The 12,600-nt window shown below is 71.5% G+C and carries 13 protein-coding genes; 8 read left to right on the top strand and 5 right to left on the bottom strand.

What is annotated here, in order from left to right; genetic code table 11:
* Positions 1–2: 2 nt before the first annotated feature.
* Genes LOY02_RS06900 through LOY02_RS06890 form a run of 3 tightly spaced genes read left to right on the top strand, consistent with a single transcriptional unit; the run spans position 3 to position 2,763 of the window.
* Positions 3–464 (top strand): MarR family winged helix-turn-helix transcriptional regulator, encoded by a 462-nt coding sequence (locus LOY02_RS06900; RefSeq protein ID WP_317181597.1) that lies wholly within the window; start codon positions 3–5, stop codon positions 462–464.
* Positions 461–1,489, top strand: a complete 1,029-nt coding sequence (locus LOY02_RS06895; RefSeq protein WP_317181596.1) for an LLM class flavin-dependent oxidoreductase — start codon at positions 461–463, stop codon at positions 1,487–1,489. The genes LOY02_RS06900 and LOY02_RS06895 overlap by 4 nt, the downstream gene beginning before the upstream one ends.
* Complete coding sequence (locus tag LOY02_RS06890) at positions 1,486–2,763, top strand: glycosyltransferase (protein ID WP_317181595.1); 1,278 nt, start codon at positions 1,486–1,488, stop codon at positions 2,761–2,763. Before LOY02_RS06895 ends, LOY02_RS06890 begins: the two co-directional genes overlap by 4 nt.
* A 45-nt stretch (positions 2,764–2,808) precedes the next feature.
* On the opposite strand, the gene LOY02_RS06885 is transcribed toward LOY02_RS06890, so the two are convergent.
* Together LOY02_RS06885 and LOY02_RS06880 are read right to left on the bottom strand one after the other, a co-directional pair.
* A complete protein-coding gene (locus tag LOY02_RS06885) occupies positions 2,809–3,135 on the bottom strand; it encodes a NifB/NifX family molybdenum-iron cluster-binding protein (protein WP_317181594.1) in 327 nt (108 codons plus the stop codon).
* 64 nt (positions 3,136–3,199) lie between these two features.
* Positions 3,200–5,230 (bottom strand): NADPH-dependent 2,4-dienoyl-CoA reductase, encoded by a 2,031-nt coding sequence (locus LOY02_RS06880; RefSeq protein WP_317181593.1) that lies wholly within the window; start codon positions 5,228–5,230, stop codon positions 3,200–3,202.
* A 67-nt stretch (positions 5,231–5,297) separates the two neighbouring features.
* Between LOY02_RS06880 and LOY02_RS06875 the strand changes: the two genes are divergently transcribed.
* Positions 5,298–6,749, top strand: coding sequence for an NAD(P)/FAD-dependent oxidoreductase (locus LOY02_RS06875; RefSeq protein WP_317181592.1), 1,452 nt, complete (start codon positions 5,298–5,300; stop codon positions 6,747–6,749).
* On the opposite strand, the gene LOY02_RS06870 is transcribed toward LOY02_RS06875, so the two are convergent.
* On the bottom strand, positions 6,724–8,016 hold the full coding sequence (locus LOY02_RS06870; RefSeq protein WP_317181591.1) for a DUF4921 family protein: 1,293 nt from the start codon (positions 8,014–8,016) through the stop codon (positions 6,724–6,726). The two genes, LOY02_RS06875 and LOY02_RS06870, sit on opposite strands and share 26 nt — an antisense overlap.
* A 79-nt stretch (positions 8,017–8,095) precedes the next feature.
* Between LOY02_RS06870 and LOY02_RS06865 the strand changes: the two genes are divergently transcribed.
* Entirely contained in the window at positions 8,096–9,064 is a 969-nt protein-coding gene (locus LOY02_RS06865; protein ID WP_317181590.1) for an NADPH:quinone oxidoreductase family protein, read from the top strand.
* A 42-nt stretch (positions 9,065–9,106) separates the two neighbouring features.
* Entirely contained in the window at positions 9,107–9,955 is an 849-nt protein-coding gene (locus LOY02_RS06860) for an SDR family NAD(P)-dependent oxidoreductase (RefSeq protein WP_317181589.1), read from the top strand.
* Here LOY02_RS06860 and LOY02_RS06855 read toward each other — a convergent pair.
* Both LOY02_RS06855 and LOY02_RS06850 read right to left on the bottom strand, forming a co-directional pair.
* Positions 9,920–10,390 (bottom strand): TY-Chap domain-containing protein, encoded by a 471-nt coding sequence (locus tag LOY02_RS06855; RefSeq protein ID WP_317181588.1) that lies wholly within the window; start codon positions 10,388–10,390, stop codon positions 9,920–9,922. The two genes, LOY02_RS06860 and LOY02_RS06855, sit on opposite strands and share 36 nt — an antisense overlap.
* A complete protein-coding gene (locus LOY02_RS06850) occupies positions 10,387–10,863 on the bottom strand; it encodes a thioesterase family protein (RefSeq protein ID WP_317181587.1) in 477 nt (158 codons plus the stop codon). The genes LOY02_RS06855 and LOY02_RS06850 overlap by 4 nt, the downstream gene beginning before the upstream one ends.
* Before the next feature lie 51 nt (positions 10,864–10,914).
* Here LOY02_RS06850 and LOY02_RS06845 point away from each other — a divergent pair, with 51 nt between their 5' ends.
* Together LOY02_RS06845 and LOY02_RS06840 are read left to right on the top strand one after the other, a co-directional pair.
* Positions 10,915–11,448: a DUF1697 domain-containing protein gene (locus tag LOY02_RS06845; protein ID WP_317181586.1), complete on the top strand. Its 534-nt coding sequence runs from the start codon at positions 10,915–10,917 to the stop codon at positions 11,446–11,448.
* A gap of 22 nt (positions 11,449–11,470) precedes the next feature.
* Positions 11,471–12,490 carry an LLM class flavin-dependent oxidoreductase gene (locus tag LOY02_RS06840; RefSeq protein ID WP_317181585.1) on the top strand — a complete coding sequence of 340 codons (1,020 nt, stop codon included), beginning with the start codon at positions 11,471–11,473 and terminating at the stop codon, positions 12,488–12,490.
* The last annotated feature ends 110 nt before the right edge of the window (positions 12,491–12,600 follow it).

Raw genomic sequence — 12,600 nt, 5'->3', positions numbered from 1 at the left:
ACATGGCAGGCGACCCGGAGGTCCCCCTCGACGAGCTGCTCCTCGGCGCGGCCCGAGCGCTGCGGCGGCGCATGTCCTCGGGGCTCGGCGAGGTCGGCGGACTCGACCTGTCGCCCCACGATGCGCGGGCCCTGCGGGTCATCGGCCACCACGGGCCGACCCGGCTCGGTGTCGTCGCCGAGCACCTGCGCATCGCCCCGCGATCGGCCACCGACGTCGTCGACCGGCTCGAGTCCCGCGGACTCGTGTCGCGCGCTCCCGACCCCGGTGACCGGAGAGCGCTGACCGTCTCCCTCACCGATCGCGGCGAGGACGTCCTCGCACGGACCGACGCGCTGCGCAAGGACGCCGCCGCGGACTTCTTCGGGGCGCTCACGCCGGCCCAGCGGCATACGCTCTCGTCCCTGCTGTCGCGGCTCGACGTCGAGTCCGGCCACCGCGCCAAACCTACGATGGGCCCATGAGCCTCGAACTCGGACTCGACACCTTCGGAGACATCGCCAACCGGCCCGATGGGCAGCCGCTCCACCCGGCGGTCGTCATCCGCGAGGTCCTCGCCGAGGGCGAGCTCGCCGACCGGCTCGGCCTCGACTTCTTCGGGATAGGCGAGCACCACCGGAGGGACTACGCGATCTCCGCGCCCGACACGGTCCTCGCGGCGCTCGCCGCCCGGACCGAGCGGATCCGGCTCGGCACCTCGGTCACCGTCCTCTCGTCCGACGACCCGATCCGGGTCTTCCAGCGCTTCTCGACCGTGGACGCCATCTCGCGTGGCCGCGCCGAGATCACCGTCGGCCGCGGCTCGTTCATCGAGTCGTTCCCCCTCTTCGGGCTCGAGCTGTCGGACTACGAGACCCTCTTCGACGAGAAGCTCAGCCTGCTCGCGGCCGTCGTCGCCGAGCGGCCCGTCCACTGGGAGGGCACGATCCGTCCGCCTGTCGACGTCGAGTTCGTCCAGCCTGCGACGGAGTCCGGCCACCTGCCCGTCTGGGTGGGCGTCGGCGGGACGCCGCAGTCGGTCGTCCGGGCGGCGCACTACGGCTTCCCCGTCGTCATCGCCATCATCGGCGGGTCGGCCAGGCAGTTCGTCCCGCTCGCCGAGCTCTACCGACGCGCCCTCGGCGAGATGGGCAAGGAGCCGCTCCCCGTCGGGGTCCACTCACCCGGCTACGTCGCGGCCACCGACGAGCAGGCGCAGGAGGAGTTCCTGCCGCACTCGGTGGCCTACATGAACAAGCTCGGCCGCGAGCGTCGCTGGGCACCGACGACCATCGAGCAGGCCAAGCAGCAGCTCGGTCCGGACGGCGCGATCTACTGCGGCTCGCCCGAGACCGTCGCCCGCAAGATCGCCGACACGATGCAGCTCCTCGGCGCGACGCGCTTCCAGCTCAAGTACTCCGTCGGGACGCTCCCGCACGAGAAGCGGATGGAGAGCATCCGGCTCTACGCCACCGAGGTCGCACCGAGGGTCCGCGAGCTGCTGGCGTGAGGATCCTCCTTCTCGCGATGGGCTCGCGCGGCGACGTCCAGCCGATGCTCGCCCTCGGGGACCGCCTGCGACGCGAGGGGTTCGCTGTCTCCGTCGCGGCGGCCGCCGACTTCGCGGGCCTCGTCGCGGAGCACGGCCTCGACGTCGAGCCGCTCTCCTTCGGCATCATGGAGGGGGTCCGGAGCGAGCTCGGCCAGAAGTGGCTCGGCGGCACCAGCACCAACCAGCAGCGCGAGGCCTATCTCATGCGCAAGGTCGTGCGCTACGTCGCCGAGCCCCTGGCCGACGACCTCATCCGACTGACGGACCGGGCGGATGCGTTCGTGTCCGGCCCCATGACGTTCGAGGCGATGGAGGCCCTCGCGTCCCGCGCCGCAAAGCCCCACGTCTTCGCGATGTTCCAGCCGACCTGGCCCACGGCCCAAGGGCGCTCGGCAACATTCGCGCTGCGCCCGCAGCAGACGTCCTGGCTCAACCGGGCCTGGGGATGGGCGGCTGCCTACGCGGCGTGGGACGTCGTGCGGTCTCCGGGCGGTGTCGTCCGCCGCCGGCTGGGCCTGCCGCGGGCGACGTTCCGACAGTATGTTGCTGCGGCCAGGCGCGTGCCGACGGTGCTCGCGGTCAGTCCTCGCATCGTGCCGAGGGCGCCGGAGTGGGGGGCGAACCTCACGACGACCGGCTTCTGGTTCGCCCCGCGGTCCAGCCCCTGGGAGCCGCCGCGTGGACTCTCCGACTTCCTCGCCACTGGTCCGCCGCCGGTCTACCTCGGCCTCGGCTCGATGGCGACCGCGGATCCAGCCGGCGTCGTGCGGGCCTTCGTCGACGCGCTGGCCCGGCTCGGGAGGCGAGGGGTGCTCAGCGCCGGTTGGGCGGGCCTGCCGGCCGAGGACCTGCCCGACTCGGTCCTCGCCATCGACGACGTCCCGCACGACGCCCTCTTCCCGCAGATGTCCGTCGTCATCCACCACGGCGGCGCAGGGACGACCGCTGCCGCGCTCCGTGCGGGCGTGCCGCAGGTCGTCGTCCCCCACATCGCCGACCAGCCCTACTGGGGCCGACGCGTCCACGAGCTCGGCGTGGGAGCCGCGCCGATGCACCGCAAACACCTGTCCGCCGACCGCCTCGCCGCCGCCATCGCGTCAGCGTCCCACCCCGAGGTCGAGCGTGCGGCCGTCGCGCTCGGAGCGGGCATTCGGGCGGAGGACGGCGTCGGCAAGGCCACCCGGGTGATCCGCGCGGCACTCGAGGAGCCGGCCCAGCGGCACACGACCTGACCGTCGGTTCGTCGGTCAGCGCACCGCTGGTGCGGTTGGGGTGGATCAGCCGGCCGCCGCGATGACGGCTTGGCGAGCGTCGCCCTCGACGCCGACGACGACGCGCAGTCCCATCGTGCCGAGCGTGCGCTGCATCCCCGCGCCGATGCCGCGCGCGACGACCACCTCGACGCCCTGTTCACGCAGGAACCGGACGATGCGGGCGTGGTGAGCGCCCTCGGTCCCCTCGTCGTGGAGCGCGTCCCAGCCGACGGAGTGCTCCTCCCACGTCGAGACCTCCCCGTCCTCGACGGAGGCGACGGCCACGCGTGAGGCACGGCCGAGTCCACCTCCCACAGTGCCGTCCGGGCCGAGCGTCGTGCACACGATCATCGGAGCCTCCTTCTCCCGCCCCACGCTAATCCATCGGCTCGCCCAGACGTCGGCCGAGGGGGCGTCAGAGACGCGCTGCGAGCTCCGTGCCCTGCTTGATGGCGCGCTTGGCGTCCAGCTCGGCCGCGACGTCGGCTCCACCGATGACGTGGACGCTGACGCCCTGCTCGCGCAGGGCGGGCACGAGGCCGTTGACCGACTCCTGCCCCGTGCAGAGCACGATCGTCTCGACATCGAGCACCTGCGGGTCCCGCCGCTCGTCGCCATAGGAGATGTGCAGCCCGGCGTCGTCGATCCGCTCGTAGTTGACCCCGACGTGCTGGTGGACACCCTTGGCCTTCAGGGACGCCCGGTGCACCCAGCCCGTCGTCCTGCCGAGACCCCTGCCGATGGACGAGCTCTTGCGCTGGAGCAGGTGGACCTCGCGGGGGGACGGTGCGGGGGTCGGCGTCACGAGGCCGCCCCGCGACGCGTCAGGAGCGCCGACACCCCACTCGGCCATCCACTCGTCGACGCCGAGCGGCGACTCGACCGAGTGATGCTCGTGGGTGAGGAACTCCGACACGTCGACCCCGATGCCTCCAGCGCCCATGACCGCGACGGTCCGACCGACGGGAGCCCCGTCGCGGACCACCTGGGCGTAGGTGACCACCTTGGGGTGGTCGATGCCCGGCAGGTCCGGGACACGCGGCTCGACCCCGGTCGCGACGACCACCTCGTCGAAGCCGACGAGGTCGGCGACCTCGGCAGCGCGGCCGAGGTGCACCTTGACGCCCTCGAGCTCGAGCCGTCGTCGGTAGTAGCGGATGGTCTCGGCGAAGTCCTCCTTGCCCGGGATCCGCATCGCGATGGCGAACTGTCCGCCGATGTCGTCCCCTGCCTCGAAGAGCTCCACCACGTGACCTCGCTCTGCGGCGGCGACCGCCGTCGCCAGCCCTGCCGGCCCGGCCCCGACGACGGCGACCCGTTTGACGGTGCGGGTCGGGGCGAGGACGAGCAGGGTCTCGTGGCCCGCCCGGGGGTTGACGAGGCAGGAGGCCGTGCGCCGCGAGAACGTGTGGTCGAGGCAGGCCTGGTTGCAGGCGATGCACGTGTTGATCTCGTCGGTGCGGCCCTCCGACGCCTTGCGCACCCAGTCGGCGTCGGCGAGGAAGGGTCGGGCCATCGAGACGAGGTCGGCCTTGCCTTCGGCGACGACGCGCTCGGCGAGGTCGGGCATCGAGATGCGGTTCGAGGCGACGACAGGGATCGTCACCTCCGGACGGAGCCTGGCCGTGACCTCGACGAAGGCGCCCCTCGGGACCGACGTGACGATGGTGGGCACCCGGGCCTCGTGCCAGCCGATGCCGGTGTTGATGATCGTGGCGCCTGCGGCCTCGACCTCCTTCGCCAGGGCGACGATCTCGTCCCACGTCTGCCCGTCGGGCACGAGGTCGAGCATCGACAGTCGGTAGATGATGATGAAGTCCGGCCCGACCGCCTCGCGCACGGCGCGGACGACGTCGACGGGCAGCCGCCGACGCTTCTCGGGCGTGCCACCGTAGGCGTCGGTGCGCTGGTTCGTCCGCGGCGCGAGGAACTGGTTGAGGAAGTAGCCCTCCGAGCCCATGATCTCGACACCGTCGTAGCCGCCCTCCCGGGCGAGGCGCGCACACCGGGCGTAGGCGTCGACCTGTCGGCGCACCCCACGCTCCGACAGTCCGCGCGCCGTGAAGCGGGAGATCGGGGCCTTGCTCGTTGTCGCCGTCACCGCGAGCGGGTGGTAGGCGTAGCGGCCGGCGTGCAGGATCTGGAGCGCGATCCGCCCGCCCTCACGGTGCACCGCGTCGGTGATCCGCCGGTGGTTCCGGGCCTGACGGCTGGTGAGGAGAACGGAGCCGCCGGGATAGAGCGAGCCCTCGAGGTTGGGGGCGAAACCGCCCGTCACCATGAGGCCGACCCCGCCGCGTGCCCGCTCGGCGAAGTACGTCGCGAGCCGGTCGAAGTCCCTGGCTCGGTCCTCGAGGCCGGTGTGCATCGAGCCCATGACGACGCGGTTGGGCAGCGTCGTGAAACCGAGGTCGAGCGGCTCGAGCAGGTGGGGGTAGGTCGTCACCCCGCCGAGCGTAACGGCACGCTACTCCCGGGTAGCGAGCCCAGCGGCATACGTCACAATGTCGTGCGTGAGCCAGCCGACGCCCCCGGAACACCTCGACGTCGTCATCGTCGGGGCCGGGATCTCCGGCATCGATGCCGCCTACCGACTGCAGACGGAACTGCCGGGCAAGGGCTACGCGATCCTCGAGGCGCGCGCGGCGATGGGCGGCACGTGGGACCTCTTCCGCTATCCCGGCGTGCGCTCGGACTCCGACCTCGCCACGCTCGGCTTCCCCTTCGCGCCGTGGGACGGGCGAGACGCCATCGCCGACGGGGACCGGATCCTCACCTACCTCCGCCGCACGGCATCCCGACACGGGATCGACGAGCGCGTGCGCTACGGCCACCGGGTCGCCGCCGCGGAGTGGTCGAGCGACGAGGCGCGGTGGACGCTGACGGTTGAGCGCGCGGACGGGCGGCTCGAGCTGACGTGCGACTTCCTCCACCTGTGCAGCGGCTACTACGACTACGCCCACGGCCACCGACCCGACTTCCCCGGTGAGGCAGACTTCCCCGGCCCCGTCGTCCACCCGCAGTTCTGGCCGGAGGACCTCGAGGTCGCCGGTCGACGCGTCGTCGTCATCGGCTCCGGCGCCACCGCGATCACGCTCGCGCCCGCGCTCGCCCGGCTCGGCGCCCACCCCACGATCCTCCAGCGCTCGCCGACCTGGGTGGTCGCACTGCCGCGGCAGGACCGCCTCGCCATCGCCGCGCGCCGTCTGCTCCCGCACCGGCTGGCCGGTGACATCGTCCGCTACAAGAACGTCCTCACGACGGACGCGTTCTACCAGCTCTCCCGGCGCGCCCCCCGACTCGCGCGGGCCCTGCTCACGAGGGGGATGGCCCGCGGCCTCGGCGACCCCGCTCTCGTCGCGGAGCACTTCACCCCGCGTTACGACCCCTGGGACGAGCGACTCTGCGTCGTGCCCGACGGCGACCTCTTCGACGCGATTCGGCAGGGGCTGGTCGACCTCGTCACCGACACCATCGAGACGTTCACCACCGAGGGCATCCGGCTCACGTCCGGTCGAGACCTGCCGGCCGACGTCATCGTGACGGCCACGGGCCTCGAGCTGCTCCCCGCCGGTGGGATCGACCTCAGTGTCGACGGCGAGCGTCGGTCCCCGGCCGAGCTCTTCGTCTATCGCGGACTCATGCTTGCAGGGGTGCCCAACCTCGCCCTGAGCCTCGGCTACGTCAACGCGTCGTGGACGCTCCGTGCCGACCTCGCGTCACGGTACGTCTGCCGACTCCTGGCCCACCTGGACCGGCACGGCCTGCGCGTGGCCGTCCCCGACCCGCCCCCTGACCTGGCCGGGCGCCCGCTCCTGCCCCTCCGGTCCGGCTACGTGCGTCGCGCCGCAGCGACGCTGCCTCGCCAGGGCGACCGGGCGCCCTGGCTCATGCGCCAGAGCTACCTGCCCGATCGCCGCGAGCTGCTCCGTGGCGACGTCACCGAGTCGATGTCGTTCCGCTGAGCTGGACCCGCTCCGACAGCTCCCCGTCGGCCGCGAGCATCCGGAGCCGGCCCATGGTGCGCTCGTGGACCGACCACGGGCTGATCGTGTTGACGTAGATCTTCGTCCCTCCCTCGAAGCCCGCGAGCGTCGAGACGCGCCACTTGAGCACCGCCCGGAGCGGCATCGGCAGGTCGAGCGACGGTGGTCGGTGGTGCCACTCCTCGTTCGTCGGCACGTCGACGCCTGTTGCGGCGTGGCAGGCGTGGAGGAGGTCGGAGAAGTCACGCACCTGATCGACCGTGAGGTCCCAGGGGCACCGGTCGTCGACGAGTGAGTGCACCTCCAGCGAGGGGAAGCGGTGCCCGATGCCGGCGAACGCGACTGCCGTGGAGGTGCGGGCGACGACGAGGCCCTGGCTGTCGGCATAGGTGTGGCCCCACCGCTCGTAGAGGTCACGGTCACGCGCGACCTGAGCTGCCTCGCGCTCGAGCTGGGCGCCGAGCTCGTCGATGGCGACCACCTGCTTGTGGAGGTGGTCGAAGGACGCGCCTGCGGCCTGGAGCCAGTTCTGGAACACACTGACATAGCGCGCGTGCTCGTTGTCGCGGTAGAGACCGTGCATCGCCGAGATCGTGAACTCGACGTACTTCCAGTGCTCCTCGGGTGTCAGCCGCCCGGACCCTCGCAGCAGAGAGTCGACGTGCGCTCCGGGTTCGTAGTGCCGTCGTGCCACCACGAGCAGGTGGTTGCCGGCGAAGAGCCCGACCGCCTCACGCTCCACGTCGGCCTCACTGAGGGGTTTGTCGGCCCTACTGTTGGCGTCGCGGGCGTCCATCCTGGTCCGGGCCAGTCGCCCCACGTGCTCACGCCCCGCAGGCGTCGAGAGGTAGGCCTGCTGGCGGGCACGCATGGCCACGGTCGGCTCCCAGCCGTGGGTGAGGTGCCAGTAGTCGTAGGAGAGGATCTCGAAGAGGTTGGGCAGGAGCCGGAACTCCGCCGGCATGGCCACGACCTCCTCCGCTGTCAGTCCGCGGACCTCGCGCCACCCGTCCGGTGTGGCAGGATCGCGGACGAGGCGAGCGATCTCCGGCGTCGTCTCGAGCACCCGCCCGGGGCAGAAGGCGCAGATCCGGTCGGCGTCGGCCGGGTCGATGGGCAGTGGCGCCCGAGCCGCGCGATCGATGGGCCGGCGGCCTCGTCCCGGGAGCGTCCACACCTTGGTCCCCGTGAAGGGGTTGACCTGCTTGATGGTCCCGTCGGGGAGCCGCGTCAGCGGTTCGATCACGCGGCCAGCCTAGGCGTCCCGCCCGACGTAGCCGACGTCACAGCCCCGCCGGGCGCCGGCCCGGACTACTGTCCGGTACATGCGAGCAGCCAGAGTCAGCGTCCTCGAAGGACCCGCCGCCGTCACCGTCGAGGACGTCGAGGAGCCGGCCCTCGAGCCGGGCCACGTCCTCATCGACGTCCACGAGGCGGGGGTCAGCTTCCCCGACGTCCTCCAGAGCAAGGGCCTCTACCAGATGAAGCCCGACCTGCCCTTCATTCCGGGTGCCGAGTGTGCCGGCGTGGTTCGGCGGGCGGGGGACGACAGCATCTTCCAGCCCGGTGACCGGGTGGCCGCCTTCCCCATCCTCGGCGCCTTCGCGGAGTCGGTCGCGGTGCCCGAGGAGAGGGTCTTCCCGCTGCCCGAGGCTGTGTCCTTCGCGGCGGGCGCCGCGCTGCTCATGAACTACCTCACCGTCCACTTCGCCCTCGTCCGCCGCGCCCAGATCGAGCGTGGCGAGACCGTGCTCGTGCACGGAGCCGCCGGCGGGGTCGGCACGGCCGCCATCCAGCTCGCCCGGGCGATGGACGCCCGTGTCATCGCGGTCGTCTCGTCGCCGGAGAAGCGCGCCGTGGCCGAGCGGGCGGGCGCGCATCACGTCATCGACGCCGACGACTTCCTCGCGAGCGCCAAGGAGCTCACGGGCGGTCGCGGCGTCGACATCGTCGTCGACCCGGTGGGCGGCGACCGCTTCACAGACAGTCTGCGCAGTCTCGCGCCGGAGGGGCGCGTCCTCGTCATCGGCTTCACGGCCGGCTCGATCCCCGAGGTCAAGGTCAACCGGCTGCTCCTGAGCAACACCAGCGTCGTCGGTGTCGCCTGGGGTGCGATGTGGACGAACGAGCCCGAGTACCTCCGCGCCCAGTGGACCGCCATCACGCCGCTCCTCGAGAACGGCTCGATCGACCCGCTCATCGGCAGCACGCATCCGCTCGACGAGGTGGCCGCCGCGTTGACCGAGATCGACGAGCGTCGCGCTCTCGGGAAGGTGACGCTGCGGGTCCGCTGAACCCCGCTGAACCCCGCTGAGGGACGTCATAGGGTCTGCCGTATGCCGCTGCGCTCGCACCCAGACCAGCCGACCTCCCGACGCGTCCTCGTCACCGGGGCCGCCTCCGGCCTCGGGCTGGCCCTCGCGCGTGGGCTCGCAGCCCGGGGTGACCGGGTGCTCGCGACAGACGTCACGTCCGGACGACCAGCGACGGTGCCACCCGGCGTCGAATACCTATCGCTCGACGTGCGACTCGACGCGGACTGGGCCGCTGCGCGGGCGCACGTGGAGAACTCGTGGGGCGGGCTCGACATGCTCGTCAACAACGCCGGGATCGCGACCGGCGGGCGGATCGACGTGGCGACGATGGACGAGTGGCACCGGATCGTCGACGTCAACCTCCTCGGCGTCGTGAGGGGCTGCCGGACCTTCACGCCGCTGCTCAAGGAGCAGGGCAGCGGCCACATCGTCAACGTCGCCTCCCTCGCAGGGCTCGTCCACGCCCCCGGGATGGCGTCCTACAACGCCGTCAAGGCCGGCGTCGTCGCCCTGAGCGAGACCCTCGACCACGAGCTGGCGCCGCACGGAATCACGGTCTCGGCAGTCTGCCCGGCCTTCTTCCGGACCAACCTCGGCGCCTCGTTCGCCGGTGCGGATGCGCGGATGGAGGCCGTCGGCAAACGCCTGCTCGAGCGGTCCCGGCGCTCTGCGGACGAGGTGGCGGCCGTCGTCATCCGGGGCATCGATGCGCGTCGCGACGTCATCCTCACCGAGGCGGACGGCCGGATCGCTTGGCGCGCAAAGCGATTCGTGCGTCCACTGTATCGACACACGATGCGCAGGGCAGGCGCCCGGATCTCCTCCGGCGACAGCTCACCGATTCCGACGGACGTCGACGCGACCCGGTGATCCGGCGCCGAGCACACCCCGCAGACTGGCAGCGAGCAGGTCGGCAGCGTCGTCCACCTCGGCCGCGTCGAAGGTGGCACTGAAACGCGGGTCGGCACCGTCGCGCTCCCAGCCGAGCGTGGTGAGCGTCTGCTGCTGCTGGACGGTGAGGTCGGTGATGCCCTCGAACTCGGCGTCGCCGATGCACTCGAGGGCGAGGACCCCCTCGACGGGTCGCGCCTGGAGGAACACGTCCGGGACCCGCGGTGGCGGAGGGGGCGGAGCGAGGGCCCGGCGCCATCCCCTGCGCGCCTGGGCCCGCCGCTCGGCCACGGCCGCCGCCGAATCGACGTGGACGACGAACGTCATCCAGTCGTCCGGCCCGAGCCGGGCGAGCTCTCCAGCGACGCGGGCGGCCCACGACTCCCACGTCTCCTCGACGAGGGCATCGGTCATGCCGGGTCCGCCGCCTGGTCGTCCACGACCGCGGTCTCCAGCAATCGCCGCAGATGCTCCGGGATCGGCGTCGGCCTGCGAGTGTCCGCGTCGATCTCCACATGGACCCAGTGGCCCACGGCCTTGGGGCTGCCGTCACCGACCTCCGCCGCGGCAGGATCGACGAACAGGCCCAGCTGGTAGGTCACGCTGCTCGTCCCCAGACGGGTGATGCGCAGGCCGACCACGATCGGGGTCGGGAACGCCACCTCGGCGAAGAAGGTGCAGCTCGACTCCGCGACGACGCCCTGAGTGGGGTCGGTCAGCGGGTCGATGGTCACGTGCTCCGCCTGCCAGCCGTTGATGGCGGAGTCGAACAGCTCGTAGTACACCGCATTGTTGAGGTGCCCGTACATGTCGTTGTCGGACCAGCGCGTGGTCACCGGACGGTGAACCGGGAAGTCCGAGAGCGTCAGAGTGCGCGGATCGACCACTTGCCCATCCTGCCCGACGACATGCGAGTTTGGGCCGCGTAGCCTGCACTCATGTCGACCTGGTTCGTCTTCCTGCGTGCCATCAACATCGGTGCGCGCAGGTTTCCGATGGCCGAGCTGCGCGCCGTGCTGGCCGAGGCCGGCTACGGCGGCGTCGAGACCCACATCCAGACCGGGAACGTCAGGTTGACCGCGTCGCACCGCTCCCGCACGAGACTCGAGGCCGCGCTCGAGGAGCTCCTCGAGAAGGACCGCGGCTTCCCGGTTGCGACGATCGCCCTGACGCCCCGTGAGCTGACCCAGGTGGCAGCCGACGCCACCGCGATCGTGGAAGCCGGCCCAGCGGCATACGGCCAGTATGTGAGTCTCCTCAAGGCCACTCCGAGCGCTGCGGACGTCGAGCGTGTGGAGGCACTCTCACGCGAGGGAGAGCGAATCCTCGTGCGCGGCAGAGCAGTCCACTTCTGCTATGACGTCCCCTACCACGCAGCAAAGGTGTCCAACGCTGCGATCGAGAAGATCCTCGGCCCGGCGACCAATCGCAACGTCACGGTCATCACCGCGCTCGCCGAGAAGTGGTGCTGACCACTGATCACCTGGAGGTCGGATGAAGAAGATCGGGTTCCTCTCCTTCGGGCACTGGACTCCCTCGCCACACTCTCAGACGCGCACGGCCGCTGACGCGTTGCTCCAGTCCATCGACCTCGCCGTGGCCGCGGAGGAGCTCGGCGCGGACGGTGCCTACTTCCGCGTGCACCACTTCGCACGCCAGCTCGCCTCACCCTTCCCGCTGCTCGCGGCCGTCGGAGCGCGGACTGCGCGGATCGAGATCGGCACGGGCGTCATCGACATGCGTTACGAGAACCCCCACTACATGGCGGAGGACGCCGGAGCGGCCGACCTCATCTCCGGTGGTCGGCTCCAGCTCGGTATCAGCCGCGGGTCGCCCGAGCAGGTCGTCGACGGCTACCGGTACTTCGGGCACGTGCCCGCCGAGGGCTCGGACGCCGCGACGATGGCCCGCGAGCACGCCCAGGTGTTCCTCGAGCTCCTCGAGGGCGAGGGATTCGCAGAGCCACATCCGCGACCCATGTTCCCCAACCCACCCGGCCTACTGCGCATCGAGCCGCACTCGCCGGGCCTGCGGGATCGCATCTGGTGGGGGGCGGGCACGCGAGCCACCGCCGAGTGGGCGGCCGGGCTCGGCCTGAACCTCATGAGCAGCACCCTGCTCACCGAGGACACCGGCGTGCCGTTCCACCAGCTCCAGGCCGAGCAGATCCACAGGTTCCGGGAGGCCTGGTCGGCCGCCGGCCACGAGCGCGAGCCGCGGGTGTCGGTGAGCCGCAGCATCTTCCCGATCGTCGGCGACGTCGACCGGCAGTACTTCCTGCGCGAGTCGGGGAGCCAGGACCAGGTGGGCCATCTCGAGGGGGGAGTGGCGCGGTTCGGCAAGACGTATGCCGGCGAGCCTGACCGGCTCGTCCCCGCGCTGGCCGAGGACGAGGCGATCGCGGCTGCGGACACCCTGCTGCTCACCGTCCCCAACCAGCTCGGCGTCGACTACAACGCGCACGTCATCGAGAGCGTCCTCACCCATCTCGCGCCCGAGCTCGGCTGGCGGTGACCGCAGGCCGCTGGCGCACGCGGCGGACATGGGTGGCGGACATGGGTGGTGGTCATGGGTGGTGGACGTGGGGGTGACGGCGGCTGTGGATCATGGGCCCGTGCTGTCGG

The organism is Intrasporangium sp., assembly GCF_032907665.1.
In the GTDB taxonomy this organism is placed as follows: Bacteria; Actinomycetota; Actinomycetes; order Actinomycetales; family Dermatophilaceae; genus Intrasporangium.
This window is presented reverse-complemented; position numbering and strand designations above follow the sequence as displayed.